The sequence below is a fragment of the Chryseobacterium sp. UNC8MFCol genome (assembly GCF_000482305.1).
In the GTDB taxonomy this organism is placed as follows: domain Bacteria; phylum Bacteroidota; class Bacteroidia; order Flavobacteriales; family Weeksellaceae; genus Chryseobacterium; species Chryseobacterium indologenes.
This window is the reverse complement of sequence record NZ_AXUZ01000003.1, coordinates 510,165-536,572: the sequence shown is the minus strand read 5'-3', so window position 1 is coordinate 536,572 and position 26,408 is coordinate 510,165. Positions and strand designations below refer to the sequence as shown.

36 protein-coding genes are annotated in these 26,408 nt (G+C 37.7%); 11 read left to right on the top strand and 25 right to left on the bottom strand.

The genetic code is table 11. From position 1 onward, the window contains the following. Window positions 1–216: 216 nt before the first annotated feature. Window positions 217–663 (bottom strand): DinB family protein, encoded by a 447-nt coding sequence (locus M030_RS0102520; RefSeq protein WP_027372100.1) that lies wholly within the window; start codon window positions 661–663, stop codon window positions 217–219. Between the two features lie 76 nt (window positions 664–739). Beyond that, the gene (locus M030_RS0102515) at window positions 740–2,536 is read right to left on the bottom strand and encodes a DUF885 domain-containing protein (RefSeq protein WP_027372099.1); all 1,797 of its coding nucleotides are present in this window, start codon (window positions 2,534–2,536) and stop codon (window positions 740–742) included. A 169-nt stretch (window positions 2,537–2,705) separates the two neighbouring features. Between M030_RS0102515 and M030_RS0102510 the strand changes: the two genes are divergently transcribed. The 4 genes from M030_RS0102510 (at window position 2,706) to M030_RS0102495 (ending at window position 5,426) form a co-directional block, all read left to right on the top strand. Continuing rightward, a complete protein-coding gene (locus M030_RS0102510; RefSeq protein ID WP_027372098.1) occupies window positions 2,706–3,167 on the top strand; it encodes a hypothetical protein in 462 nt (153 codons plus the stop codon). 172 nt (window positions 3,168–3,339) lie between these two features. Further along, window positions 3,340–4,044 carry a MotA/TolQ/ExbB proton channel family protein gene (locus tag M030_RS0102505; protein WP_027372097.1) on the top strand — a complete coding sequence of 235 codons (705 nt, stop codon included), beginning with the start codon at window positions 3,340–3,342 and terminating at the stop codon, window positions 4,042–4,044. 78 nt (window positions 4,045–4,122) lie between these two features. Then, window positions 4,123–4,521 carry an ExbD/TolR family protein gene (locus tag M030_RS0102500; protein WP_027372096.1) on the top strand — a complete coding sequence of 133 codons (399 nt, stop codon included), beginning with the start codon at window positions 4,123–4,125 and terminating at the stop codon, window positions 4,519–4,521. A gap of 20 nt (window positions 4,522–4,541) precedes the next feature. After that, complete coding sequence (locus M030_RS0102495; RefSeq protein WP_027372095.1) at window positions 4,542–5,426, top strand: hypothetical protein; 885 nt, start codon at window positions 4,542–4,544, stop codon at window positions 5,424–5,426. Between the two features lie 188 nt (window positions 5,427–5,614). On the opposite strand, the gene M030_RS0102490 is transcribed toward M030_RS0102495, so the two are convergent. The 9 genes from M030_RS0102490 to M030_RS0102450 all read right to left on the bottom strand — a co-directional run bounded on the left by M030_RS0102490 (window position 5,615) and on the right by M030_RS0102450 (window position 13,370). Beyond that, window positions 5,615–6,007, bottom strand: a complete 393-nt coding sequence (locus tag M030_RS0102490) for a hypothetical protein (protein WP_027372094.1) — start codon at window positions 6,005–6,007, stop codon at window positions 5,615–5,617. Window positions 6,008–6,145: 138 nt separating this feature from the next. Continuing rightward, on the bottom strand, window positions 6,146–7,552 hold the full coding sequence (locus tag M030_RS0102485; RefSeq protein WP_027372093.1) for a nucleoside recognition domain-containing protein: 1,407 nt from the start codon (window positions 7,550–7,552) through the stop codon (window positions 6,146–6,148). 301 nt (window positions 7,553–7,853) lie between these two features. Beyond that, the gene (locus M030_RS0102480) at window positions 7,854–8,363 is read right to left on the bottom strand and encodes a DUF6973 domain-containing protein (RefSeq protein WP_027372092.1); all 510 of its coding nucleotides are present in this window, start codon (window positions 8,361–8,363) and stop codon (window positions 7,854–7,856) included. Window positions 8,364–8,417: 54 nt separating this feature from the next. Continuing rightward, window positions 8,418–9,272, bottom strand: coding sequence for an acetyl-CoA carboxylase, carboxyltransferase subunit beta (accD, locus tag M030_RS0102475; protein ID WP_027372091.1), 855 nt, complete (start codon window positions 9,270–9,272; stop codon window positions 8,418–8,420). A gap of 90 nt (window positions 9,273–9,362) precedes the next feature. After that, on the bottom strand, window positions 9,363–10,433 hold the full coding sequence (fbaA, locus tag M030_RS0102470; RefSeq protein WP_027372090.1) for a class II fructose-bisphosphate aldolase: 1,071 nt from the start codon (window positions 10,431–10,433) through the stop codon (window positions 9,363–9,365). Window positions 10,434–10,503: 70 nt separating this feature from the next. Then, complete coding sequence (locus M030_RS0102465) at window positions 10,504–11,370, bottom strand: NAD kinase (protein ID WP_027372089.1); 867 nt, start codon at window positions 11,368–11,370, stop codon at window positions 10,504–10,506. A 2-nt stretch (window positions 11,371–11,372) separates the two neighbouring features. Beyond that, a complete protein-coding gene (locus M030_RS0102460) occupies window positions 11,373–11,951 on the bottom strand; it encodes a CBS domain-containing protein (protein ID WP_227533199.1) in 579 nt (192 codons plus the stop codon). Between the two features lie 262 nt (window positions 11,952–12,213). Then, on the bottom strand, window positions 12,214–12,744 hold the full coding sequence (locus tag M030_RS0102455) for an RNA methyltransferase (RefSeq protein ID WP_027372087.1): 531 nt from the start codon (window positions 12,742–12,744) through the stop codon (window positions 12,214–12,216). Window positions 12,745–12,749: 5 nt separating this feature from the next. Continuing rightward, window positions 12,750–13,370: a toxin-antitoxin system YwqK family antitoxin gene (locus tag M030_RS0102450; protein WP_027372086.1), complete on the bottom strand. Its 621-nt coding sequence runs from the start codon at window positions 13,368–13,370 to the stop codon at window positions 12,750–12,752. A 55-nt stretch (window positions 13,371–13,425) separates the two neighbouring features. Between M030_RS0102450 and M030_RS0102445 the strand changes: the two genes are divergently transcribed. Next, a complete protein-coding gene (locus M030_RS0102445; protein ID WP_194295733.1) occupies window positions 13,426–14,025 on the top strand; it encodes a hypothetical protein in 600 nt (199 codons plus the stop codon). Window positions 14,026–14,036: 11 nt separating this feature from the next. Here the strand turns inward: M030_RS0102445 and M030_RS0102440 are convergent, their stop codons facing one another. Beyond that, window positions 14,037–14,915 (bottom strand): bestrophin family protein, encoded by an 879-nt coding sequence (locus M030_RS0102440; RefSeq protein WP_027372084.1) that lies wholly within the window; start codon window positions 14,913–14,915, stop codon window positions 14,037–14,039. Window positions 14,916–15,022: 107 nt separating this feature from the next. On the opposite strand from M030_RS0102440, the gene M030_RS25415 reads away from it, so the two are divergent. Both M030_RS25415 and M030_RS0102430 read left to right on the top strand, forming a co-directional pair. Continuing rightward, on the top strand, window positions 15,023–15,187 hold the full coding sequence (locus M030_RS25415; protein WP_155857858.1) for a hypothetical protein: 165 nt from the start codon (window positions 15,023–15,025) through the stop codon (window positions 15,185–15,187). A 90-nt stretch (window positions 15,188–15,277) separates the two neighbouring features. Beyond that, window positions 15,278–16,153, top strand: coding sequence for a cupin-like domain-containing protein (locus M030_RS0102430; RefSeq protein ID WP_027372083.1), 876 nt, complete (start codon window positions 15,278–15,280; stop codon window positions 16,151–16,153). A gap of 111 nt (window positions 16,154–16,264) precedes the next feature. On the opposite strand, the gene M030_RS0102425 is transcribed toward M030_RS0102430, so the two are convergent. Further along, window positions 16,265–16,795, bottom strand: a complete 531-nt coding sequence (locus tag M030_RS0102425) for a GNAT family N-acetyltransferase (RefSeq protein ID WP_027372082.1) — start codon at window positions 16,793–16,795, stop codon at window positions 16,265–16,267. A 124-nt stretch (window positions 16,796–16,919) separates the two neighbouring features. On the opposite strand from M030_RS0102425, the gene mutS reads away from it, so the two are divergent. Next, window positions 16,920–19,508, top strand: a complete 2,589-nt coding sequence (gene mutS, locus M030_RS0102420; protein WP_027372081.1) for a DNA mismatch repair protein MutS — start codon at window positions 16,920–16,922, stop codon at window positions 19,506–19,508. 31 nt (window positions 19,509–19,539) lie between these two features. Here the strand turns inward: mutS and M030_RS25410 are convergent, their stop codons facing one another. The 7 genes from M030_RS25410 to M030_RS25385 all read right to left on the bottom strand — a co-directional run bounded on the left by M030_RS25410 (window position 19,540) and on the right by M030_RS25385 (window position 20,920). Next, window positions 19,540–19,701: a hypothetical protein gene (locus tag M030_RS25410; protein WP_155857859.1), complete on the bottom strand. Its 162-nt coding sequence runs from the start codon at window positions 19,699–19,701 to the stop codon at window positions 19,540–19,542. A gap of 30 nt (window positions 19,702–19,731) precedes the next feature. Then, entirely contained in the window at window positions 19,732–19,893 is a 162-nt protein-coding gene (locus M030_RS25405) for a hypothetical protein (RefSeq protein WP_155860231.1), read from the bottom strand. 91 nt (window positions 19,894–19,984) lie between these two features. Beyond that, entirely contained in the window at window positions 19,985–20,146 is a 162-nt protein-coding gene (locus M030_RS25400) for a hypothetical protein (RefSeq protein ID WP_155860230.1), read from the bottom strand. Window positions 20,147–20,190: 44 nt separating this feature from the next. Further along, window positions 20,191–20,352, bottom strand: a complete 162-nt coding sequence (locus M030_RS25395; protein WP_155857861.1) for a hypothetical protein — start codon at window positions 20,350–20,352, stop codon at window positions 20,191–20,193. A 37-nt stretch (window positions 20,353–20,389) separates the two neighbouring features. Next, window positions 20,390–20,551 (bottom strand): hypothetical protein, encoded by a 162-nt coding sequence (locus tag M030_RS25390; protein WP_155860229.1) that lies wholly within the window; start codon window positions 20,549–20,551, stop codon window positions 20,390–20,392. Between the two features lie 25 nt (window positions 20,552–20,576). Further along, window positions 20,577–20,735, bottom strand: a complete 159-nt coding sequence (locus tag M030_RS0102390; protein WP_155857863.1) for a hypothetical protein — start codon at window positions 20,733–20,735, stop codon at window positions 20,577–20,579. Between the two features lie 26 nt (window positions 20,736–20,761). Beyond that, the gene (locus M030_RS25385; protein WP_155857864.1) at window positions 20,762–20,920 is read right to left on the bottom strand and encodes a hypothetical protein; all 159 of its coding nucleotides are present in this window, start codon (window positions 20,918–20,920) and stop codon (window positions 20,762–20,764) included. A 149-nt stretch (window positions 20,921–21,069) separates the two neighbouring features. On the opposite strand from M030_RS25385, the gene M030_RS0102380 reads away from it, so the two are divergent. The 3 genes from M030_RS0102380 (at window position 21,070) to M030_RS0102370 (ending at window position 22,689) form a co-directional block, all read left to right on the top strand. Further along, the gene (locus M030_RS0102380; protein WP_027372079.1) at window positions 21,070–21,558 is read left to right on the top strand and encodes a TlpA family protein disulfide reductase; all 489 of its coding nucleotides are present in this window, start codon (window positions 21,070–21,072) and stop codon (window positions 21,556–21,558) included. 10 nt (window positions 21,559–21,568) lie between these two features. Next, window positions 21,569–22,222 carry a thioredoxin family protein gene (locus M030_RS0102375; protein WP_027372078.1) on the top strand — a complete coding sequence of 218 codons (654 nt, stop codon included), beginning with the start codon at window positions 21,569–21,571 and terminating at the stop codon, window positions 22,220–22,222. Window positions 22,223–22,296: 74 nt separating this feature from the next. Beyond that, window positions 22,297–22,689 carry a DUF2809 domain-containing protein gene (locus M030_RS0102370; protein WP_027372077.1) on the top strand — a complete coding sequence of 131 codons (393 nt, stop codon included), beginning with the start codon at window positions 22,297–22,299 and terminating at the stop codon, window positions 22,687–22,689. 16 nt (window positions 22,690–22,705) lie between these two features. On the opposite strand, the gene M030_RS24840 is transcribed toward M030_RS0102370, so the two are convergent. Genes M030_RS24840 through M030_RS0102345 form a run of 5 tightly spaced genes read right to left on the bottom strand, consistent with a single transcriptional unit; the run spans window position 22,706 to window position 26,319 of the window. After that, window positions 22,706–23,128 carry an energy transducer TonB gene (locus M030_RS24840; RefSeq protein ID WP_027372076.1) on the bottom strand — a complete coding sequence of 141 codons (423 nt, stop codon included), beginning with the start codon at window positions 23,126–23,128 and terminating at the stop codon, window positions 22,706–22,708. Window positions 23,129–23,134: 6 nt separating this feature from the next. Beyond that, window positions 23,135–24,055, bottom strand: a complete 921-nt coding sequence (locus M030_RS0102360) for a YARHG domain-containing protein (protein WP_027372075.1) — start codon at window positions 24,053–24,055, stop codon at window positions 23,135–23,137. Beyond that, the gene (locus tag M030_RS0102355) at window positions 24,052–24,693 is read right to left on the bottom strand and encodes a DUF2306 domain-containing protein (protein WP_316931396.1); all 642 of its coding nucleotides are present in this window, start codon (window positions 24,691–24,693) and stop codon (window positions 24,052–24,054) included. Before M030_RS0102355 ends, M030_RS0102360 begins: the two co-directional genes overlap by 4 nt. 3 nt (window positions 24,694–24,696) lie before the next feature. Continuing rightward, a complete protein-coding gene (locus M030_RS0102350; protein ID WP_123840771.1) occupies window positions 24,697–25,089 on the bottom strand; it encodes a hypothetical protein in 393 nt (130 codons plus the stop codon). 27 nt (window positions 25,090–25,116) lie between these two features. Next, window positions 25,117–26,319 carry an NAD(P)/FAD-dependent oxidoreductase gene (locus tag M030_RS0102345; protein ID WP_027372072.1) on the bottom strand — a complete coding sequence of 401 codons (1,203 nt, stop codon included), beginning with the start codon at window positions 26,317–26,319 and terminating at the stop codon, window positions 25,117–25,119. Between the last annotated feature and the right edge of the window lie 89 nt (window positions 26,320–26,408).

Sequence of the window (26,408 nt, the reverse complement as noted above, 5' to 3'; positions counted from 1 at the left end):
GGTTCGCTAAGATTTTATAAAAAACTATGCTGAAATAGCTCGCGAAGGCACTTCGTTTAGCAAAGGTAATATTTCCCTGGCTGAGTGAAACGTCTTTGCGAACTAATAGAAAACGCTACAATTACTTTGTGGTCGTTGCGTTCATAAATAAATCATGTCAAGGTTCTGAACCTTGACATGGTTTAAAAAACATCATGTAAGAAAAAAGAAATGTATTTAATAATCCAATAACCTTCTGTGATAATTAATCTGCCCCAAATGATAATCCAGATGCGCAATCAGGTGGATCAGGAAATAATCGGTGGTCATTTTGCTTTCAAAAACCACGAGAGGATATTCGTTTTTCAGATCTTGTTCGGATAATTGAGAAAGAACAGAATCAATCATGGCTGCAGTAGCTTCAACTTTTGTAATCAGTTCAGCTTTCGGAACGTCTTTTAATGAAAATTCAAGATCACGCTGTCTTACATACTCTGTATTTCCAAGGTGTGTTCCTATGAAATGATTAAGATTTCCAACCAGGTGAAGACAAAGATTACCGGCTGAATTACTAATGTTTTTATCCGTTTTCCAAAGGTTTTCTTCCTTTTGATACGCTTCTATTTCAATTTTCAATTTGTTTAAGTCCCTGTTGTACAGAGATCGTAGGCTTTCTGTGATCATATCGGTTTTTGTTTTAATGACTTTATCATGAATAATAAAAAAGGCATCGATCTTTATCCAATGCCTTCTCTATTATCTATTTTTGTTTTTTAGCCCAAAGCTCCATTTTCCTGTTCAGAACATCCAGAGGAAGGCATCCCTGGCTTAATACTTCATCGTGGAAGCTTGCCAGACTGAATTTTGTTCCCAGTTCTTTCTGATACTTTTCTCTGAGTTCACGGATTCTTAATGATCCGATTTTATATCCTAATGCCTGTCCCGGCATTGCCATATATCTTTCCACTTCTGCCACTGCAGCTCCTTCATCGTAAGAAATGTTGCTTAAGAAATATTTGATCGCTTCCTCCCTTGACATTTTTCCGGTATGAAGACCTGTATCTACAACAAGTCTTACCGCTCTCAGCATCTGATCGCTTAAATACCCCATTTTTTGATAAGGATCTGTATACAGCCCAAATTCCGGGCCTAAAGTCTCACAATAATGAGCCCATCCCTCACCATACGCTCCAAACCATCCGAATCTCATAAACTTGGGGAGCTTTTCATTTTCCTGTTGCAAAGAAACCTGATAGTGGTGCCCGGGAATAGCCTCATGAAGGAAAAGAGATTCCATTCCTGAAGTTACATTGAACTTTGTAGGATCCGGAAGCGGAACATAGAAGATTCCCGGTCTTTTCCCATCGGGAGTGCCCGGAATATATTCTGCGCTGGCGCTTGCCTCTCTGAATTTTTCTGTCTGCCGGATTTCAAACTTAGTTTTCGGTGTTACGTTAAACATCGTTTTCAGCTTAGGAGTAATCTTCGCCAGAATGCTGTTGAAGCCGTTTAAAACATTTTTAGAAGTCTTGTAAGGCATTGCTTTCGGATCCGTTTTTACAAAAGTGATAAACTCTTCAAGAGATCCGCTGAAACCTACCTGTTGTTTTACCTTTTCCATTTCAGCACGAAGCATGGCTACCTGCTGTAGTCCGATTTTATTTATTTCCTCAGGAGATTTCTTAGTCGTTGTCCAGCTTTTTACATAATAGCTGTAGATTTCATTTCCGTTGGGAAGGCTGCTATATCCGTCCGTATCTCTGCCTTTTGGCCAATATTCCTTTTCCAGAAATGTCGCCATTTTCGTATAAGCAGGAATGATTTTTTTGGTAATAGCTTCCTTATACAACCCTGAGAATTTGTCTTTCTGAGCCTGAGAAAAGTTCTTTGGAAAATTCTTAACAGGTCCGTAGAAGATATTTTTATCCATGTCAGGTGTAATGATTTCCTCGGCTTTCATCTGTGGAATCATTTTGACAATCAGTTTCTTGGGAAGAACTACTTTATTATTGATCCCTTCACGGAAGTTTTCTGCGGCGGCATCCATCCATTCAGGGAATTTCTCCATTCTTTTAAGCCAGTCGCTGTAATCTTTTTCGGTTTTGAAGGGCTGGCTTCCCTGTCCGCTTCCATACAGAGGAAATGTTAAAGGAAGACCTCCGAATTGGGTGAAAGGAATATATTCAGGATGATAGGCATAGGCTTCAATTTTATCTTTCAAAGTATAATCCAATACATCATATATTACTTTATCTTCATCTGAAAGAGTTTTATAATCTACATGATCCAGCTGTTTCTGTACCGAATGATAGAAAGCTACTTCACCTGAAATGAAATCTTTATCAATATTGATAGGAAGCTGATCATTGTATCTTGTATCTCCCTGCGAAGTAGCATCAAGAGGATATAATTTAAGATACTGCTCATAATAATTGGACGCAATAGAATCCAGATTAGAAGGAGTTACTTTGGTAAGAGGAGAATCAGACTTCTTGCATGAAGCAAGAGCGATCATCAGGCCCAGTCCTAAAATACTTTTTGACAAAATTTTTTTCATTTCAGAATCTTTATGGTAACAAAAGTAAGTATTATTAGGGTATCGAGAGTAAACATGTGGCTTGATTTTAAAAAATTATTTTTCAAAATCCTTTTCACTTTAAATCAATTTTTTATCTTTGTCTAAAACGTTTAACAATCATATTATTACAGTTCTTTTTTAAGGAAAAATGAAAGGGATTTTAAAAATTTACCATCCGGAGGAAACGCTAAAATACAATATCAGAAATACTTATTGTAAAGCAGTTTACAGCAACCAGCAACACTTTTTAGAGGTTGAAATCATAACGGATGACAGTTTGGATCATGTGGATGATGATTCATTACAGTACAACTTTCCACAGCTTTCGCTTGAGGTTTTCGATTTTCCTATCGAATCAACGGAAATAGAAGGAAAAACTATCAAAATCAATGATTCTGATGAGGAAACCTACACAGAAGTAGATCTCTTCGATGATGAAGATGCCTATATTTATGACAATGAGCTCCTTTTCGAAAGAAACGAAGAGGGAGAGCTTGAAGTCATCTGGAAAGGAACCATTGATGATTTCTACACGGGATCTGACACACCAATTCCTTTTAGGTTAAAATGTGAATTTAAGCAGGATGATATCGAGGTAGACGAAGATTAACCGATCTCTTTGTCCTTTCAGATAATAAATTTCTTTTCAAATTTTTTTTGGAAAGAAATTTCTTATTTATCATTTCATAACAAAATTTAAGTTGTTTTTAAGCAATTTTTAAGACTTCAATTCATAATATTCCACTACATTTGTCGTTGAAACTTTAATAAAATTCACATTAATGCTGTTAACGGAACTTTCACAGATTTTATTTGCACAAATCGCTACACCCGCAGTTGCCACAGATAATTTAGAATTTTCATTTTGGAAAATCATGTTCCATGGAGGAGCCTTCGCTAAAATAGTGATGGTAACCGTATTGCTGTTGGGCGTATTTTCTTTGTATCTGTTTTTTGAAAGATTTTTCTTTATCAAAAGACTTGCTTCAAAGACAGATTCCAATTTCATGAACAATATTGAAGATTTTATCAAAGCGGGTAAGATCGAAGCTGCCACTGACTACTGTAAGACGCAGAATTCACCGGAAGGAAGAATCCTTGAAAAAGGAATTTCCAGATTGGGAAGACCTGTTTCGGATATTGTAAGTGCTATGGAGGCACAGGCACAGGTAGAAGTAGCCAATATGGAGAAAAATCTGAATCTTTTGGCTGTGGTTCCGAGTATTGCTCCTATGTTGGGACTTTTGGGAACGGTTATCGGGATGATCATTGCGTTCTTTAATTTATCTCATGCTACAGGATCATTCTCACCAAAAACACTTTCTGAAGGTATTTATACTGCTCTGGGACAAACGGCTGTTGGTCTTGCAGTTGCTATTCCGGCAAACTTCTGTTATAATATTCTTTTAACCAGAATCGATAAGTTTGTTTTGAAGGCTCAGAATATGTCTGGAGAGTTTTTAGACTTAATCAACAAACCTTTATAAATCTTTCTTATGAAATCGCTGTCTGGAATAATGATGTAAGCGATTCCATCTGACCTTTAATAATAGTAGAATAAACAGATGAAAATTCAGAGAAGAAATAAAGCGAATCCGGAATTCAGTTTAGCAGCGATGACTGACGTCATCCTGTTGATGCTGATTTTCTTTATGATAACATCTTCAGCAGCCAATCAAAGTGCTATAGATGTGAACCTTCCTAAGGCAGGAGCTACAGACGACAATATCCCTAATCCAGTGACCGTAAGTATTAAACCGGATGGCTCATTTTTTGTGGATGACAATCCTGTAAACAGGGGAGAGCTTGAACAGATTATCGTAAATAAACTGGCCAGCCAGCCTAATAAGTCATTTACCATCAGAGCAGATGAAAATACTTTGCACAAAGATGTGGTTTTTGTGATGGAAATTGCCGAAAAAAATAAATTTAACATCGCCATTGCGACGGTTAAAGATAAATAAGGAAAGAATCAGTATCAAAGATGAGAAGCTATACAGCAAATAGAAATGAAGAAAATAAGGATAGGATCAAGAGCGCCCTGCTTTCTGTTCTTATCTGGGCTGCCATTTTGCTTTTTGTTTTTTTATATAAATTAAAACCTGAACTGGACAAAGATCCTGAAGTGGTAACAACCATGCTGGTGAACTTCGGAGACAACAGAAACGGAAATGGTGTTGAAGAACCCGCAGAACAACCGGGAAGCTTAGCTGCTGCCACGGAGGAAGTAACGCCGGAACCCGCAGAAACTCCTGTACCCGAAACAAAAACAGTGGTAAAACCTGAACCTGCTCCTGAACCAAAGAAAGTAGAGGCGAAGGAAAAAATCATTACAGGGAACAGTTCAAAAAATACAGTTCCTAAAAAAGAGGAGTCAAAAAAAGCCGAGAAAAAAGAAGCAACCAGTACCAATGCTTCAAAAAACACTAAAAAATCCGGAGCAACTACGGCCAATTCTAAAACCGGAAACGGCGACGGAAAAGGAAATGCCGCTATCGGAAACCTGATCCGAGGAAGAGGTACAAAAGCCGGAAGCCAGGGAACCGGTGACGGTATTGGAAATGCCGGCGATCCTTTGGGAGGTGACGGAAATGGTGACAGTAAAGTCGGAATCGACAGAAAGCTGGTAGGATACATCCCGGGAACAATGGGAAGAGGAGGGGCACAGCCTTCTCACAGTTGTACAGCCAGCGGATCAATTACCATTGCGTATACGGTAGATAAAGCCGGAAATGTAGTTTCAGCGAGAAGATCAGGAGGTATTTCAGATCCTTGTGTATCGTCCACTTCAGTAACATGGGTGAAGAAATATGTAAAAGCAGAAAAAGCCAATACATCTTCCACCGGATCGTATAAAATTACCTTCTAGCAGAATCAAGATTTGCCGGAAGTTGAAAAGAAGTAGGCAGGAAGCAACTTTTCGTCATAAAAATATACTTCTGCGCGAAGATTTACAACAGACATATAGTTATTCTCTGTAACCTTCATGACTTCCATCTCCCAGCTTCAAGTATTACTACATCGTAGATTTTTGTTCTTACTATATAAAAAAACACTTTATTCAAGTGCTTTTTTTAATTCGTTTATTCTGTTGATGATCGGTAGGGCAAAGATCCCGCTTGTCTGCAAATACAGCTCATAAAAAGTTTTTGCTTTGTCCTGAAAGTCTTTGTTGGGCTCTTGTCTGCTTTTAAAATAGAAGAGGTTTCCGAGCATTTCATAATAATCTTTATGATCCCTTTCCTGTCTTTCATTGACTAAAGCAATCATTTCCTCCTTAGTCATTGACGATACTTCCGTGAAGTTCATCTTGAAAATATCTCGCATCAGCGTATCAAAATCCAGTTCTTTCTGCATTAAGCTTTCTTCAGGTTTGTCCAGAATCAGTTTTTCCAACGCTTGAGTTAGTTGACGTATGAGTCTTAGGGTGAATTCTTTATCTGTTATCATAATTGTTAATGTTGTTGCCGGTAGTTGGGTTATCTATGTCATTTTAATTGGACCTATTTTATAAAATTAAGTTTTTCGTAGCTCATTGCATATTTTTTAACGAGGAAAAGACCAGGAACTTCCAATTAGAAACCTTATCTAGGCAAAAAAGAGATATGCCAACGCAATTGCTGTAATAACGCCCACCAGATCAGCCAGAAGCATAGCAATTACCGTGTATCTTGTGTTCTTTACCGCTACGGCACCAAAATATACTGCAATCACGTAGAATGTGGTATCTGAGCTTCCCTGAAGAACGGCAGCTAATTTACCCTGGAAGCTGTCTGCTCCAAAGGTAGCCATCGTGTCAACCATCATTCCGCGTGCTCCGGAACCGGACAGGGGTTTAATTAAGGCCGTTGGCAGACCATCCACAAATCTAGGGTCAAGGCTCGCTGCATTGGCCACCCACTTCATTCCGTCAATAATCACATCAAATACACCCGAAGTTCTTAATAAAGAAATAGCGATCAGCATTCCTACCAGATAAGGAATAATCTTTACACAGGTTGTAAACCCTTCTTTTGCTCCCTCAATAAAGGCATCAAAAACGTTGATCTTCTTATAAACTGCCCCCAGTACAATAGCGAGGAAAATAAAGAGAATAAGCCCGTTACTTAAAACTTTACTGAAATCATCCAGCTCATCTTTACTCAATTGTACCAGATAGACTACGAGTAAAGCGATAATGGCTGAAATACCACCTACATAAGCAATAACTACCGGACGGAGAAGATTGATCTTTTGGTATAAAGAAACAATAATCATCGCAGCCAATGTTGCGGCAAAGGTGGCAATCATACATGGGAGAAAGATATCTGTCGGAGTTTTGGAGCCCATTGATGCTCTTATGGCGATAATGGATACCGGAATCAGGGTCATTCCTCCCGCATGAAGACAGAGAAACATGATCTGTGAATTGCTGGCAGTATCTTTATTCGGATTTAAAGTCTGGAGACTTTCCATAGCTTTTAATCCAAATGGAGTCGCGGCATTGTCCAAGCCCAGAAGATTGGCGCTGAAATTCATCAGCATATGCCCGAAAGCCGGATGGTTTTTAGGAATATCCGGGAATAGTTTTGAAAAGAACGGTTGGATAAACCGGCTTAAAAGATTGATGCCTCCTGCCTTTTCAGCGATACTCATGAACCCCATAAAAAGCGTCATGATTCCAATCAGGCCGAGACATATTTTTACAGCGGTTTCTGAGGTTCCGATCACGCCATCTGCTTCCTGAACTCGATAAACCTTTACATTTTGTTTGAGGGAGTCGGTTGTTTTATAATGGATTCTGCCGTCAGCAAAATCTGTTTTTTTCATCAAACTGTCTTTTACGACAGGGGAAACTGCTGATATTGGCTGGGCTGCAATCTGCACGGTATCACCGCCTTTCCCAACCACCATATCATTAAAAATGGTTTTGTAGTTGCTTGATGAAATGTATTTTATACTGGCAATGGCAATGGCAATGATAATAAAAGCCGACCAAATTCTGCTGAGAACCATCTGATTGATTTAATTGTTTAAACTTATCAAAAATACTTTAAACCACAAAAATAACTAAAGTCTTTTGTAATTCCGGTATGAAAGAGTGCTAATGATGGTTTGCAGCTTTATACTCTTTTGACGCAGTGTTCGCAAAGTTTCTAAATAATGGGAAATGATTTTTCTCGTTCGCACAGGCGTCAGCACTAAGTAATGGGGACTTCAATTATGGAATATCGCTGAATGAAATACGCTTTCGAATGAAAATATGCATAAAGCTTTATATTTCCATTGCAATCTTTAGTGTTTACAATAAAAAAAATTACTCTTCCAGGTAAACAAGGTGTCCCTCAAAGTCATCATCCACATTTCTCAAAACCTTAGCGTCATCCATTTTTTTGACCAGTCCGTCTACGAAGAAACTTTTTTCAAAAAACTGGCGGTGGATCCCGGGAAGCATTTCCATGAAATAGTCCATTCCGAACTTGTTGTTATGAAGGTCCATTTTGGTTTCCAGAGGTTTATTGGGAAACAGTTCCTCGTGCATATCTGTCATTCTTTTGCAGAATTCCAGAGCCTTTTTTGGGGATGAGATTTTGCAGCAGTACATCATGATGAAGCAGCACCACAGAGCATGTCTGAAAGCATTTCCTATCCCATTGTTGGAAGCCGTGTCGGGAAATTTCTTTTGTGCTATGGTGAATGCCTTGACGGTTGCGTAAAAGCTTAATAATGAGAAAAGAGGATGGGGGAGAACAAGAGATAAAAGACGCATAATCTTTTTAAAACTCATACTCCGGATGGTATCAAAAAATATTTTAAAAGTCCTCATAAATAAAAATCTCTCCCTAATTAGAGAGAGACTGTATTGTTTTTGTTACAGGGATTATGCTTTTACAGCTAATAAATTAACGGTTTTAGCAACAGTGTCCTGAATTTCAGTTCTTTTTACAATGAAATCAACAAATCCTTTTTCCTGTAAGAATTCTGATGTCTGGAATCCTTCCGGTAGATCTCTACCGATTGTTTCACGGATTACCCTTGGTCCCGCGAAACCGATCAATGCTCCCGGCTCAGCCATGATAATATCAGCGGTCATTGCGAATGAAGCGGTGATTCCTCCAAAAGTAGGGTCACAAAGGTAAGCGATGTACAGAAGCCCTGCTTCGGAAAGCTGAGCTAATTTAGCCTGTACCTTAGCTAATTGCATCAAAGAATATGTAGCTTCCTGCATTCTTGCTCCTCCGGACTGACAGATGATCATATACGGAAGTTTGTGCTGGATACAGTAGTCTACTGCTCTTCTGATCTTCTCACCCATTACAGAACCTAAAGATCCTCCGATAAAGGCAAAATCCATACATGAAACCACCATTTCAGTTCCTTTTACAGTGCCTACTGCGTTTCTAATGGAATCCGTAAGTTTTGTCTTTGCTTTTACCTCCTTTAAACGGTCTTTATAAGGTTTTGTATCTTTAAAGTTTAAGATATCAATACTTTCAACATTGGCATCCAGTTCGGTGAATTTACCGCCGTCAAAAAGGATGTCAAAAAATTCCGCACTTCCTATTCTTACATGAAATCCGTCTTCAGGAGAAACGTAGTTATTTCTCTTTAGTTCATCATGTTCCACAACTTTTCCTGATGGAGTCTGATGCCATAGGCCTTTGGGAACGTCCTTTTTTTCATCAGTAGAGGTGGTAATGTTTTTTGCTTTTCTTTTAAACCAGTCGAATGCCATTTTTAAATTGTATTAATGTATAAATGTAAAATGTACCAATGTAAATGCACTCTTATGAATACTTTTTACATTGATACAAATGTACAGTTCTTATTTTAAAGTATTTACGTTATTTAAATCTTCAAATGCCTGTACCAATCTTGTAGAGAAAGTTTCTTCACCTTTTCTTACCCAAACTCTTGGGTCATAGAATTTTTTGTTAGGTTTTTCCTCTCCTTCAGGGTTTCCGATTTGAGATCTCAAATAGTCGATATTGTTCACCATATAATCTCTAACGCCTTCTGTATATGCAAACTGAAGGTCAGTATCGATATTCATTTTAATTACTCCGTAGTCGATTGCTTCTCTGATCTCTTCTAAAGTAGATCCTGATCCTCCGTGGAATACGAAGTTGATCGGCTTAGCAGCAGTTCCGAATTTTTCCTGAACATATTTCTGAGAATTATCAAGGATTTTCGGAGTAAGAACTACGTTTCCTGGCTTGTACACTCCATGAACGTTGCCAAATGCAGCAGCGATCGTAAAGTTATCAGAAATAGCCTTTAACTTTTCATAAGTATAAGCTACATCCTCAGGTTGAGTATATAATTTAGAATTATCAACGTCTGAGTTGTCAACACCATCTTCTTCACCTCCGGTAACTCCGATTTCTACTTCAAGAGTCATCTGAAGTTTAGCCATTCTTTCGAAATAACGGGCCGAAATCTCAAGGTTTTCTTCTAAAGGCTCTTCAGAAAGGTCTAACATGTGAGAAGAATAAAGTGACTTTCCTGTCTGCTTGAAGAATTCTTCGTTAGCATCCATTAATCCGTCAATCCATGGAAGTAATTTCTTTGCACAGTGGTCTGTGTGTAGAATAACGGTAGCTCCGTAAGCTTCAGCAAGAGTGTGGATGTGCTTTGCACCGGCGATAGCTCCTAAGATAGCCGCTTTTTGTCCGTCATTGCTTAATCCTTTCCCTGCGTTGAAAGCCGCTCCACCATTTGAAAACTGGATAATTACAGGAGAGTTTAATTTCGCTGCAGTTTCCATTGTCGCATTTACGTTGCTTGATCCAATTACGTTTACTGCAGGTAGTGCATATTTATTTTCTTTAGCATGCTGAAAAATATCAGTAACTAACTGACCTGTGGCAACTCCTGCCGGAAAAATTCTACTCATGTTTTACTTTTTATTATAAATTTATTAGGTGTTTTAATTTCGTGTAAAGGTAATCATTTTTAGGGAATTGCTAATTTCTTTTGTCTCTTCCCCAAAGCAGCTTCTGACGAATGGTTTCGTAGAAACTAAGGTTGTTTGGCTGTACCAGAAGAAGCTGAAAAGAAGCCTTTCTGATGATGATTTCCTTGTCTGTTTCAATGTGTATTAATCTTGAGTCTAAAGAAAGAGAGTACTGAGGAACCCTGCTTTCCACCCTGAATTTTATTTCCACTTTGTCATTTACCACTAAAGGTCTCACATTCAGATTGTGAGGAGCAATCGGGGTAATGACGAAATTTTCGTTGTTGGGAGAGATAATTGGTCCTCCGCAGCTCAATGAGTAGGCGGTAGAACCGGTTGGTGTTGAAATAATCACTCCGTCTCCCCAGAAAACATTTAAAAACTCATCGTTGATGTATGAGTCTACCGTAATCATCGATGTTGTTTCTTTTCTGGAAACGGTTACATCGTTCAAGGCATAAGGAAAAGCTCCTTCCAGTTTTGGAGAAACAACTTCTATGACCGAACGACGACTGGTTTTTACGTTACCCTTTAGGATAGAGTCAAGCTCTTTGAAAGCTTCTTCTTTGGTGAAAAATGCCAGAAACCCTAATCTTCCGGTGTTTACACCGACTACCGGTATTTCCAGATCTTCAATAAAGGTCAGTGAATTTACAATGGTACCGTCACCTCCGAAAGTGAAGAACAGGTCCACTTCTTTATCCAGAAGATCCTGTTTGTTATTAAATGTTTCGAAAATTTTTGAGAATTGAAGGGCTTCTGCCATTTCATCATACAAAACGGATTTTACGCCTCTGCTTTCAAGCTCAGAGATAAACTTGCTTAGATATAAAAAAGTATCAAGATCTTTTTTCTGAGAATAAATAGCTGCCTTCATTGTTATATTTCTATAAATTTTTGGAAAAAACCGAATCGGTCCTTAAACAGGTCGGTTTTCTCATCAGAATAGTATTTTTCAACAATTCTGTAGTCGTACCGGTCAAAAGTAGAGTCTATTGACGCCAGGTTTTCATTGCTGATCTTTATGGTGACATGGATCACCTCGTCTGACATAAAGCTTATAAATCCGCCATAAAATTTGGAATTATTGCTCTCCACAATATTGGCGATCTCTGTCATCGAATACTTTCGGGCAGGAGTTTCTATCGTAAGGATAGCGCCTGATTCGGAAAATAAGGGGTAACGGGACAGGTCCTGAAAAATATCATCACAGGAAATATACCCCAGATACTTTTCATTTTTATTAATCACCGGAATTACGTTTGAGCTGAATGTATAAAACAGACGGATACTGTCCATAATATTACTGTCTTCCTGGATCGCAAAACGTTCGATCTGATGTTCCAGATCTTTTAAAGTTCCGCCGTCTTCCTCATAGAGAAAGTCCTTGGCCAGGGCTCCGTAAAAGTGGTTGGATTTTTTGATGAAAACATGGGAATATCCAAAATCTTCTAACATATTTCGGGCCGACTCTATTGAATCAGACAGGCTAAAACACGGGAAGTCTTTTGAGATATAGTCCTTAATAAACATTGTGCTAATTTATAAAAAAATAAATGAATCTTTTTCTGAAAACCTTATTTTTTTTGTGTTAAAACGAAAAAAGTGATTTCAAAATTTGTTTGTAAAGAAAAAAAAAGTACCTTTGTCGCCTTTCATTTTTACTTTTTATTAGATTTATTTCAAACTGCACTGTCTACTAATGACATATGCAGTTTTTTTATTTTAAGGCTTTTGCAAATTCCCACATTACAATTCCACCGCATACACTTACATTCAGGGAATGCTTGGTGCCAAGTTGCGGAATTTCCAGGAATACATCGATATTGGGTAAAACTTCATCACTGATTCCTTCTACTTCATTCCCTAAAACCAGGGCGTATTTTTTTGATGTATCAATTGTGAAATCTGTGATCAGTGTACTGTTGGTCGTCTGCTCGATGCCCACAATTTCATAATCTTTACTTTTCAGGTCCGCAATGGCTGTGTTGGTGTCTGCTTCATGATACCAGTCTACACTTTCCGTTGCTCCCAATGCTGCTTTATGAATTTCACGGTGTGGCGGCTGAGGAGTAATTCCGCAAAGGATTATTTTTTCGATCAAAAAGGCATCTGCTGTTCTGAAAGTGGCTCCTACGTTGTGCATACTTCTAATGTTATCTAAAATGATAACCAATGGAATCTTATCAATCTTCTTGAACGTTTCTACATCGATTCTGTTCAGTTCTTCCAGTTTTAATTTGTGTACCAATTGTTTTATTTTGTTGAGATTAATTTTCCGTCTTTGTAGACTTCTGTTTTTTCAATGCTTCCGTCTTCACGATAAAAAATTCTTTTACCGTTGCGTTTGTCATTGACTAACTCTGTTTCACGTTCCAGTTTTCCGGATGGATAATACGATTTCCATTTTCCTTCAGCCAGCCCGTTGCTGTAAATACCCTGTTGTTTTATGGTTTTGCCATCTTCATGATAAGCAGTGCTTTCACCGTCAAGTTTCCCGAATTTATAATTGGAAACTTCATTTATTTTCCCGTTGGGGGAGTAAAATGTGGCGGTAGAGCTATCATCATAGATGTTTTTTTCACCGTTTCTGTAGTATTCTTTGGAGAGAAGAACGCCTGCCTGATCGTAATACTCCCAGTTTTTATATTTATATCCTTTTTTATTTTCCCCTTTAGCTTTTACTTTCCCATTGTCATGGTAATAAACGGCGTCACCATCTATTTTTCCTTTTTTCCATTCAACGATATTTTTTACCTGCCCGTTGTCAAAAAACTCTTTGCAGGATCCTTCCTGCAGCCCGTCCTTGAATCCGCATGGTTTTTGTGCATATATCATTGCCGAAGCGGAGAAAAATAATAGAAAAACGTATTTCATAGCTATTTTTATTTCAAAAATACTAAAATACTTATATTTGGCTCAAAAATATACTATGAAAAAATTCATTATCTTATTCATATTGACCTTGAGTTTCACCAGCTCATATGCTCAGAACACTTATTACCCACAAGTGTTTTTTGATAAAAAATTAGCCCGCGACATGCTGGGATTCGGAAATTCTTCTATTGAGGGAGTGGCCTCTACAAAGCAAAAAACAGCATTGGGCATCAAGCCTTTATTGGGAGAGAAACATTATGCAAGACAGGGAACTGTGGTAATGCTCTTCCCGGTAACTCCTTATTTCCAGGAGTTTTATGACATGAGAAGAAAGTACGAGAACAAAAAGACAACAGTATATATGTCTGAAGAAGCTTTTAAATACAGGGTAGAAGCATTAACGGATGACCGGGGCAGATTTAAGTTTGAAAAACTGAAACCGGGAAAATATTATCTGGAAACAATCATCAACTTTACAGCAACTGCCAGCTATCAGAAACAAACAGGAACAACGGATACTTATAATGGGATGGGAGGTTATCTATACTCTACCCCTATTTACAATACATTTTTCTACGGATACTCTGCTGCCAACAGGGAAAGTAAATTTGTAGAAATAAAACAGGATGGCGAATTAAAAGAAATCAAGCTTTAAAGCTTGATTTCTTATTTTTTGTTCATAATCTGATGTACATTTTTTTCGATATTCTGGGCCAATGTTTCCATCGGAATGTCATTCTCGTCATTATTAAATGGATCTTCTATCTCTTCAGCAATCAGTTCAAGGCTCATTAATACATAATATACAAAGACGGTCAGCGGTATCATAAACAGTCCGATCGTAATCACGTAGGCAATGGGAAGCGCAAACACATAGAGAATAATAAATTTCTTTATAAATGAAGAATAAGAATACGGAATAGGTGTGTTTTTTATTCTCTCACAGCCCCCGCAAACATCAAGGAATCCTGAAAGCTGAGTATCTAAATACAGCATTTCCACTTCAGAAATTTTACCTTCTTTCTTTAATTGGTTCAGCTTGTGAGATAAAAGAATAATGATTTCACTTGGACCATGGTTTTGCAGTGTTTTTTCAATCTCAGAATAATCTTCATCCAAAGCCAGCCTTGTTGATTCTTTTGACAGATGCTTTGCTAAAAAGTGAGGAAAAAACTTTAAATATCTTGAAATCTGCTCTGCATCCTGACGGTTATCTCCCAAAATAGTGTTGATTTTAATCGCAAAATTTCTTGTATCATTCACCAGTTTGCCCCATAGCTTTCTTCCTTCCCACCATCTGTCGTAAGCAGTATTGGTCCTGAAAACCAATAGTAATGACAATACAAAGCCTAATAAAGAATGTATCATCCCTACATTACTTACCCCGGATTTGGTGGTAAGATGCAGATATTCTACTTCCAGATACTGAATGCCCCACGAGTAAAGGCCTACCAAAATCATACTGGGAAATAAGATTTTTAAAGTATCACTTTTGTGTAAGCTGAAAAGGATTTTAATGAAATGTTTGGTATTGTAGACTCTCATAAATTCACTTGGTTTTACAAATATAATTTTTTTTCAGTTAGTGCCGGATTACGGTAACCCGTAAGATTTATAATGAAGAGATCCTTTAATTTGCTGAAAAAAATAAAATGGGTTATTATAGAAAAGGACATTTCAAAAAAAACGGAACCTGGGTAAGCGGGCATTATGTAAGTACATTTGGCAGAAGGAAAATACAACCCAAAAATTCTCAGGGTTGTGCTGTGATTTTCATGGGAGGAATCATTTCAATACTTATATACCTGCTAAAATAAGCTTACTGCTTTATACCTTTGTTCCATTATTTAAAATTTTCTCAATTTTCAAAAAAGTCCTATTTTTATTTCGCATTAAATACGAAATACATGATCCTCGAAAACGTAGATGTTGTCAACGACATCAGTAAAGAAGATTTTCAGAAAAATTATTTTAAAAAGCAGAAACCTCTTTTAATTAAGAATTTTGCCAGTCGTTGGGAAGCTTTTGATAAATGGAATCTGGCTTATATTAAAGAAAAAGCCGGCGATCAGGAAGTCCCTTTATATGATAATAAACCTGCGGATTCGGCAAAGAGCTCGGATGCTCCGGTAACGCATATGAAAATGAAGGATTATATCGACACTATTAAGTCTCATCCTTCAGACCTTCGTATTTTCTTCTATATTATTACCGACAGGCTCCCGGAATTGCTGAAGAATTTTACCTATCCGGATTTAGGGATCAGGTTTTTTAAAAGGTTACCAACCTTATTTTTCGGCGGAAGCGAGGCACATGTTTTAATGCATTATGATGTTGACCTTGGTGACTTTATGCATATTCATTTTGAAGGGAAGAAGAGAATTTTATTATTTGATCAGAAACAGTCTGCATTCTTGTACAAAGTTCCATTATCGGTGCATACCGTTTATGAGGTAGATTATGAGAATCCTGATTATGAAAAATTTCCTGCATTACAATACGCAAAAGGATATGAGATTTTTATGGAACATGGTGATGCTCTCTTTATTCCCGGTGCATTCTGGCATTTCAACAGATACCTCGAACCCGGGTTTTCATTATCATTAAGAGCACTGCCCAATAAACCAAATGTTTTTGCCAATATGCTTTATCATGTTTTTATTATGAGATATACAGATAAAATCATGCGTAAACTTTTTAAAGCTAAATGGGTGGATTACAAGCAGAAGTGGGCTTACAAAAAGAGTACAGAAGCATTGCATAGACATTTGGGAAAAGCGTAAGGTGATGGAAGTAGGAAGGTGGAAGTTATCGGAGCCGATACAACAAAATTCCTGTCTTTTAATAACTTTTTATAAATGATTTTCAACGACTTCCGGCCTTAAAAAGGCATCTTACTCATTAATCAATCCAAAAAGTTTCGCATCCACAAACTTTCCTTTTTCAAAGAAGTAATCTTTCATAGTTCCTTCTTCATGGAAATTCAAAGAGGTTAACAGTTTCTCCGAGGAAATATTGGCAGGGTCAATGAATGCATCCACACGATGCAACTGCATGCTTTCAAAACCAAAAGTCAGAATAGGAAGGATTGCTTCTTTCATCAAAGACTGCCTCCAAAACAATGGGTTAAGCTCGTAGCCTATTTCTGCCCTGAAATGTTCACGGAACCAGTTGTGATATCCACAGGTGCCAATCACTTTATTTTCAGACTTTAGTTCCAGCGCCCAGCGGAATCCTTTTCCTTTTTCAAATTCGCTGTTGAAATGCTCGATGATATGATGAGCATCCTTCAAAGATGTAAAAGCTTCAAGGTCATAATATTCCATCACACGCTCCTGTGAAAAATACTCAAATACATCTTCGGAATCATCAGGGGTCAGCTGTCGTAAAATAAGTCTTTCAGTCTCTAAAACAGGAAATTGCATGGGGTTTATTTTTAAGGTGAAATTACAATTAATTACTGACAGGAAAAAGCAGAATCAAAGTAAACTGTGAAACAATTCCACAACCCTGAATTTATTTTTCTAAATTTGGGGCTCATTTTTTACTATGGCAAAATCGAAGAAGGAAACTCCGTTAATGACGCAGTATAATACCATCAAGGCAAAATACCCTGATGCACTTTTACTTTTCAGAGTAGGGGATTTTTACGAAACTTTTGGGCAGGATGCCGTGAGGACATCTCAGATTCTGGGAATTGTTCTTACTAAGAGAAATAATGGGGAAGGGAGTGTAGAACTTGCCGGATTTCCACATCATTCCATTGATTCTTATCTTCCTAAACTGGTAAGAGCAGGAATGCGGGTAGCGATCTGTGATCAGTTGGAAGATCCGAAAATGGTTAAAGGAATTGTAAAAAGAGGAGTAACGGAACTGGTAACGCCGGGAGTAACGTTCAACGATCAGGTTCTTAATTCAAAAAAGAACAACTTTTTGTTGTCTTTACATAAAGAAAAAGAACGCTATGGAATTGCCCTGGTCGATATTTCTACCGGAGAATTTCTGGTAAGTGAAGGAAACCTGGAAAAATTATTACATATTGTCAATACCTTTGATCCCAGTGAAATTATCTTCCAGCGAAGTACTCAGCTTCCGGAGCAGATTAAAAATAAAAATGCCTTTAAACTTGAAGACTGGGCTTTTCAGTATAATTTTGCCTACGAAAAATTAACCAATCATTTTAAAACCAATTCTTTAAAAGGATTCGGTGTTGAAAATCAGCCACTCGCTATTACGGCAGCCGGAGCTATTTTTGCCTATCTGGTGGAAGATACTCACCATAATCTGCTTGCCCATATTACAAAATTGCAGATCATTCCCCAGGAAGATTATCTGATGATGGATAACTTTACATTGAGAAATCTGGAAATTGTTTACCCAAGTAATCCGCAAGGAAAATCTTTATTGGATATTATTGATAAGACTTCTACTCCAATGGGAGGCAGATTGTTGAGAAGGAGAATCATTCTTCCTTTAAAATCAGTAGATGAAATTGCCAGGAGATTATCCCTGATCGACTTTTTAAATGAAAACGACAGCCTGAAATATGAAATCTGTCAGCTGCTGAAATCAATCTCTGACCTGGACAGGTTAATGGGAAAACTGGCCGCTGAAAAAATTTCTCCGAAAGAACTGGGATATCTCCGTCAAAGTTTAATTAATATTCATAAAATCAAAGCCTTGCTACATCCTCACGCTGACGTACTGGCGTGGCTTGATCCTTTGTTTGACCTGGATGAGTTAATCAGATTTTTGCAGAACCATCTGAATGAAGAGCTTCCGGTGAGCCTGGCTAAAGGAAATATCGTGAAGGAAGGGGTTTCTGAAGAACTTGACAGGCTGAGAAATCTTCAGAGTAAAGGACGTGGCTTCCTTGACGAAATGTGCCAGAGAGAGATAGAAAGAACAGGGATTTCCAGCCTTAAAATTGATTTTAATAACGTTTTCGGATATTATATTGAAGTACGAAATACCCACAAAGATAAAGTTCCGAATGATTGGGTAAGAAAGCAGACCCTTGTCAATGCTGAAAGATACATTACTGAAGAATTAAAAGAATATGAAAGCCAGATTCTTGGAGCGGAAGAGAAAATAAGCGTCCTGGAGAGTGCATTGTACAGAGATGTTTGTTCAGAGGCAATGGTTTACATAGACCAGATCCAGGGTAACTCCAATATTATTGCCCAGTTGGATGTTGCCGGAGGATTGTCTGAACTTGCTGTTTCTGAGAGCTATACAAGGCCTGTTCTGAATGACGGGTATGCGATCAATTTACAGGAAGCAAGACATCCGATAATTGAAAATGCACTTCCATTAGGAGAAAAATATATTCCTAATGACATCTTCCTCGATAAAGATTCACAACAGATCATTATGGTCACCGGGCCAAACATGGCCGGTAAGTCTGCTATTCTACGCCAGACAGCCATTGTATGTCTTTTGGCTCAGATTGGAAGCTTTGTACCTGCAAAACATGCAGAAATAGGTTTGCTGGATAAAATATTTACCAGAGTGGGGGCTACCGATAATATTTCTGCAGGAGAATCTACTTTTATGGTAGAGATGAACGAAGCAGCCAATATCCTGAATAATATTTCGGAGCGAAGCCTGATTTTATTGGATGAAATCGGACGTGGAACTTCAACGTACGACGGTGTTTCCATTGCGTGGGCCATTGCGGAATATCTTCATCAGCATCCCACACAGGCAAAAACCTTATTTGCTACACACTATCACGAACTAAATGAAATGACAGTGAATTTTGAAAGAGTGAAAAACTTTCACGTGTCTATTCAGGAAAACAAAGGGAATATTATTTTCCTTCGAAAACTGGTTCCGGGTGGCAGTGAGCACAGCTTTGGGATCCATGTCGCCAAATTGGCAGGAATGCCGGCGAAGGTCGTAAACAGAGCTAATGAAATCCTAAAAACCCTTGAAGCGAGCAGAACGCAGGGAGGCGGGACTTCAGAAAATATTAAACGCGTAACGGAAGAAAATATGCAGCTTTCTTTCTTCCAGCTGGATGATCCTGTTTTAGAGAACATCCGGGAGGAGCTGACCAAAATCGATATTAATACGTTGACACCGATTGAAGCTTTAATGAAGCTGAATGCAATAAAAAAAATGATTGGAGGCTAGTCCAATCATTTTTTTCAGATTTAAATTTTGCTTAACAGCAGTATCCATCCTTACCCACAGGGCCAATGATCATGAAATGAGAAGGTACTCCTCTTAGCTTACAAAGGCCTTCCGCACAGGTTCCGGCACCTCCGCCGATCTCTTTTAATTCTCTTTTTGAGAGCTTTCTTTTTTCGATAACTGATTTTTTCATAGTAATTTTGATTTGGTATTAAAAAACTGATTAACAGCAAAACTCATCCTGAACTCCGGGTACACCTGAACGTTCTCTACCTGTTCTTCGGTCTGTACAAGTAATCACGATAGGGCAGACAGGGCCTGCTCCTTTAATTTCCTTTAATTGTTTTTTGGTCAATTTTCTTGTGTGAATGTTTGTTGTTTTCATGATAATTTGATTTTGTGAATGTTATTTTTATAAACGATATGATTAAAAATGACCGGAATTTATCCGGCCATTTTTGGGGTATCAATCATATTCAGCAGCAAAGTCCGTCCTGAATCCCGGGTACTCCTGTCTGCTCTTCACCGGTATTGCGGTCAAAGCAGCTGAATACGACAGGACAATGCGGGCCTGCTCCTTTAATTTCTTTCAAGTCTTTTTTGTTCAGTTTTCTTTTCTGAATGCTTGTTGTTTTCATAATGCATAGAGATTGAGATGATACATTAATTCCAGGGGCTATCCTTAGCAACAAGGTCCATCCTGAATCCCGTAAACACCATATACTTCCTCACCGGTATTGGGGTCAAAACAGCTCAATACCAACGGGCAAAAAGGTCTGGCGCCACTGATTTCCTTTAATTGTTTTTTGGTAAGTTTTTTTGTTTGAATGTTTGATTTTTTCATAGTATTTAAAGTTTAGAATATGTTGTATTATAATGTATTAGCAGCAGAATCCATCTCTTCCGATAAGTCCCGGAACAAGTTCACCTGTCACAGGATGTTCACAAAATCCTCTCAGACATAACGGAGGGCGTGCGCTACCGTTAATTTCTTTTAATTCAGTTTTACTAAGGGGTCTTTTTTGAATGTTTGATTTTTTCATGATAATTTGTTTATAGGTTTTTTAATTAACAGCAGAATCCGTCTCTTCCCACCAGACCGGGGATCAGCTCACCTGTTGAGGGATGCTGGCAGAAACCTTGCAGGCAGAACGGACGTGCACTTCCATTGATTTTTCTTAAGTCACTTTTACTAAGTACTTTTTTTTGAATGTTTAATTTTTTCATGATAGTTTTAATTTGTTTTTTTTGAATTAACAGCAATACCCGTCTTCTCCTACAAAACCTCTGAATAGGTCATCCGATCCCGGAACCTTACAGAATCCTCTGAAGCATGCCGGGGATGTACCACCGTTGATTCCCTTTAATTCTGCTTTTGTCAACTTTCTTTTTTGAATGTTTAATTTTTTCATGGTATTTTTAATTTGATTGTAAGCTAATTTACATTTTATTTCGAATAACTCAATGGTTGGTGAAAGAAATTAATACAATTATTGAAATTATTAACAAACTTTAACATGTTGATTATCACAGAGAAAATACCCTTTTCTTATTTTTGGATATGAAAATACTGTTGAAGACATTGCCCGTGCTTTTGTTTTGTATCATTTGCAAAGCCCAACAGGCAGAAGTCTCTGTACTGCAATATGAGGCGCTCGAAAACCGGATCCGCCAGGAACATGAAAAGCTTCTTGTCGTGAACTTCTGGGCAACCACCTGCGCACCATGTGTAAAAGAATTGCCTCATTTTATGGAAATAAATAATGAATATGCCGGGAATTCAAAGTTTAAAATGATACTGGTGTCATTAGACAGGCTTGCAGACAGGGACAGAGTAGTGAAATTTATCAAAAATAAAAATCTCACCGCCGAAGTTGTGCTATTGGATGACATCAAAAGAATGAATACCTGGATTCCAAGATTTGAAAAAAACTGGGATGGAAATATTCCGGTCACTGTGTTTTATAAAAACGGAGAAAAAGTAAAGTTCAATGAAGGAGAAATGAGTAAAGAAGAACTTAGAAAAACAATTAATGAAAATGTACAATAAGCTATTTATTATGAAAAACCTGAAAGTAGTATTGACCGTATTCTGTATCGGTTTTGGATTGTTAAGCTTTACTTCCGCCGATCATGATAAAAATAATCCTCAGAAGGAAACGCATTCGGTAAAAGGCTATGACGTAGGAGATGAGGCCGCGGACTTTAAGCTTAAAAATATCGATGGGAAACTGGTGTCTTTAAGTGATTTTAAAAGTGCTAAAGGATTCATTGTCATATTTACCTGCAATCATTGCCCATATGCCAAAAAGTACGAAGACAGGATTATTGAACTTGATAAAAAATATAAATCTCAGGGATATCCGGTGATTGCCATTAATCCTAATGATCCCAATGTACAGCCGGAAGACGGCTACCAGCAAATGATCGAGCGTGCAAAACAGAAAGGTTTTACTTTTCCGTATTTAGTAGATGAAGGACAAAAGATTTATCCTCAGTACGGTGCTACAAAAACACCTCATGTGTTTGTACTCCAAAAAGAGAACGGTAAAAATATAGTAAAGTATATTGGAGCTATTGACAACAATTATGACAATCCTAAGGACGTCTCGGAATATTATGCTCAGGATGCCGTCAATGCATTAATCAAAGGAGAACCGGTAAAGATGACCAAAACAGTTACCATCGGATGTACTATAAAGGTAAAGAAATAAATATATTTGTTGATCATACAATCGGTATTCTTTGGAATGCCGATTTTTTATAACCTTGAATTGACTCAACAAAAATGAAATTTAAATTTAATCTTACCTATTTCCTACTGACTTTATTGATTTTCCTGCTGGAAGTATTAATCGCTACGAAACTGAAAAATATATTTTTTGTCAGAGCATATCTTGGTGATGTTATCGTAGTCGTATTGCTGTATACTTTCGTTAAAAGTTTTGTCAAACTCAATGATCAGAAACTCATCCCGGGAATTTTTATTTTTTCCTGCCTGGTAGAATTTGCCCAGTATTTTAATATAGCAGAAAAATTAGACTTTCAGCCGGGAAGCGTGATGTATGTGATCATCGGAAATTCTTTTTCATGGATTGATATTCTGTGTTATGCTGTAGGTTGTCTTTTACTGTATATCGGAGTAAAAGTAAAGCCTTCAAAAGAATTGAAGGCTTTCTAAAAATGTATTGCGGAGCTTATTTTACTGTTTTAAATAGTAAAGGTTGTCTCAGCATAGTTCTTACAGGTATTCCATTGTCTTCTGCGGGAATCCACTTGGTATTTATTTTTCTGAGAGCTCGTAGAAACTCATCCTTAATGGCTTCATTGTCGGTAGATTCTATTTTGAAATTCGACATACTGCCGTCTTTTTCAACCAAAAAAACAGCCGTTGCCTTAGCTTCCTTTACCCCTGCCGCCTGCAATGCCTGCGAACGGAATTTACTGACGAATTCATCACGGAAAGCTTTTAATCCACCCGGAAATTCAGGGTTTTTAAACTTCTTTTGGGGTTCTGAAGTGCGGGTTGTCTGCGTTTGCTGATTAGTTGTTGCCTGCTGTTGGGCTTTCAAAGAAAATAAACCCAATAGTATTGTACTTATCGTTACATATTTTTTCATTGTCAATTATCTTCCGAAGCTGTCGTACTTATCTTCTGCATATTGGGTAAAACGGTTGAGTAAGGCCACGTTTTCTTTTTCCAAAGGAGAAAGCTCATTATCTACATTGTTTGAAACAGGAATATACCAGTCTGTTTGCTCGAAGAAATTTCTGTAGGTTTCTTTTTTGAAGGAGTAGCCATGTCTTGCAAACACAGAATTTTTAATAATCTCCAGGTCAAGCTTCCTTAAATTTTTAAGATCTTTCTCCGTCAGTTTCTGCTTGGAGGCATTTAACTTAAAAATGGCCTCAGAGGCAACGCGGTTTTTGGATGTTGTATAGCTTTCTGTTTTCCCTGTTTCGTCGTCCGTATATTTTTCTACAAAGTCTTTAGGATTAGACCAGTCTACCAGATTTGAATCTTTATCCAGCATGAAATTCGGATTGTAAACAAATTCTTTTTTAGTGAGCTTAAGCGTTTTTACAGGAGATTTTACAGAAGTTTTGTTAAACGCATTCCATTTACCTGTCAGACTGTCTCCGCTAAGTTTTACTTCAAATCTTCCGTCTGTTTTATCATTTCCCGGTTCATCCAGGACAAATGATTTAGAAGCCTCGTTAAATACTCCTCTGAAAGGACGCTGGTTCCCGTTTACGATACTTTGACCATAGACGCTGTCTTTTGTAATCCGGTTGATCTTTAAAGAGATTTTCTTGTACGTACTGGCTTCAAATTCAGTTCCATCAGAGTCGTCTATCATCTTTTCCATTCCGGCAAAGTCACCGGTATAGATCCCGTAATACTCTTTATGTACTTCGGGAATAACCACAGAATCTTTTTTTGCGGTTAAAGAATCCTTTCCTGATTCATTGGTCTTACCGTCTTTTTTGCAGCTCAGTAAAGAGAGCGCCAGTGCAGAAATAAGGGTGTAATGCAAAGTTTTCATATAAGTTTTTTTGTTATTAAGTATTCAATGAGAAGGATATTGGGAATCCAGCCCAGCCAGGCAATGATCTGATACACATCCATGGGATTGGGGTGGAATAAATATACGATAATAACTTTCCACATCCGTAATGTAATGGCAGATAATGTAAATGCAAAACTCCGCCACATCCACAGCTTATGTGGTTTAAATTTTTTTTGTCTGGCCAGCTGATAAGCTTTAAATGTCGAAAACCACCACAAAAAGCCTAATATTACGAATGAAACCTTTGAAAGAAATCCTCCATTGGCAAAGAATCCCATATAAATCCCTGAAGGAGCAGCCAAAAGTAAAATGAGAAAAATATAGACTTTTCCCATATTCCTGTGGAAATTTTTCCATCCGAAATCTTTCCTGATGATGGAGAAAAACCCTGACAGTAATACAAAAATACTGGTGTAAACATGCGTGTAGAAAAAATAGAGGTATTCCGGTCTCTGTTCCACTTCAGTTTGCTTAATCATCAGAAAGCTTACATTCGGATCCAAAGGAATATACTCCAGCGTTATTTTCAGCATCAGCCAAAAGAAATATACAAATCCTAGGATGAGAAGGATTTTGAAAAATGTGATATATCTTCTGGCTGAAAACAGATCCATGTTTTAATCAAAACTTATTGACATTGGAAGGGTGTACCAATAGTCGACAGGTTTATTTTTATAAACCGCGGGCTCCCATTTTTTGTTTATAGTATTGATGATCCTTATCATTTCTTTATTAAAGCTTTCCTGTTCTCCGTTTGCCGTTACAGAGCTCAGTTCCCCTTTGGAATCAATTAGAAACTTTACCTCTGTGTTTGCTGATTCTGTAATAATGCTTGGGTCTAATTTGCTCATAATGAGTGTTTTGAAAACGGCAATTCCTCCTGGGAATTCAGGCTTTATATCTGCTTCATTAGTGTAATCTTTTACAGGGGATTCTGTCCGGTCCTGTTTTGCCTGAGAAAAACATAATGTGAACCCAAGCATAATTAGTAGAAATATTAATTTTTTCATGTGTCGTTATACTTATTTTAGTGATTTTTATAGGGAATTTAAATGCTGTGCAATCAGCCATCCTTCACTCCAGCATGCCTGGAAGTTGAAACCTCCGGTTACCGCATCTATATTTAAAACTTCTCCGGCAATATAAAAATTTGGAAGCAGCTTTGAAGACATGTTTTTAAAGTTAATTTCCTTTAAATCAACACCTCCGGCCGTTACAAACTCATCTTTAAAAGTCGATTTTCCGGTCACCTGAAACTTTTTCTTACAAAGGGTTTCAATAATTTTCTGCATCTCTTTTCCCGAAATATTGGCAACCTGCTTGTTCAGGTCCACTTTGGAAATTTCCAGTATTTTCTGCCAGAACCTGTTTGTGATATCAAATATTTTGGATTGCCCGATGCTCTTTTTAGGGTTGTTTTGTTTGAAGTCCTGGAAGATCTCTTCTGCTTCATCCGTTGGTACCGAAATGAAATTAACCTCGATTTCGAAATTATATTTTAACTGAGCCAGACTAATGGCTTCCCAGGCAGAAATTTTCAGAACTGCCGGCCCGGAAAGTCCCCAATGGGTAATTAATAATGGTCCGCTTTCTTCCGTTTTTAATTTAGGAATCGAAATCCCGGCATTCTCAAAGCTCGTTCCCGGAAGATCTTTTAAAAGTTCATCTTTAATATTAAAAGTAAAAAGAGAAGGCACAAGATCTACGATTTTATGTCCCAGATTTTGTACAATTTTCAGGGATTTGGGAGAACTTCCGGTTGTATATACCACAAAATCTGCTTCAAAATCTCCTGAATTGGTTTTTACAAGATATTTTTCATCCTGTTTTTCAATTTCTTTAACGGTACATTTTGTTTTTACAACCACATTTTTCTTCTGGGTTTCACTCAGGAATGTATTGATGATGGTCTGTGAAGAATTACTTTCCGGGAACGTTCTGTTGTCATTTTCAATTTTTAACGGAACATTACGGTTATCAAACCATTCCATCGTATCTCCCGGCTGAAATTTGGTGAAAACACTGAGTAATTCTTTGTTTCCACGAGGGTAGAATTGTACAAGCTCTCGCGGATCAAAGCAGGCATGGGTAACATTACACCGTCCGCCTCCGGAAATCTTAACTTTCTGAAGGACATCAGAGTTCTGTTCTAAAATCGTAATACTGTATTTCTTTTCGTCAAGGTTCGCCGCGCAGAAAAAGCCCGCGGCACCGCCTCCGATAATGATGATCTGTTTCATGTATATGTAATCCTATGCTGAAGATTATTTTTTCAAAAGTACAATTTTTATAAACCATCTTATTTGAGTATTTTTGAAGATTATAATTT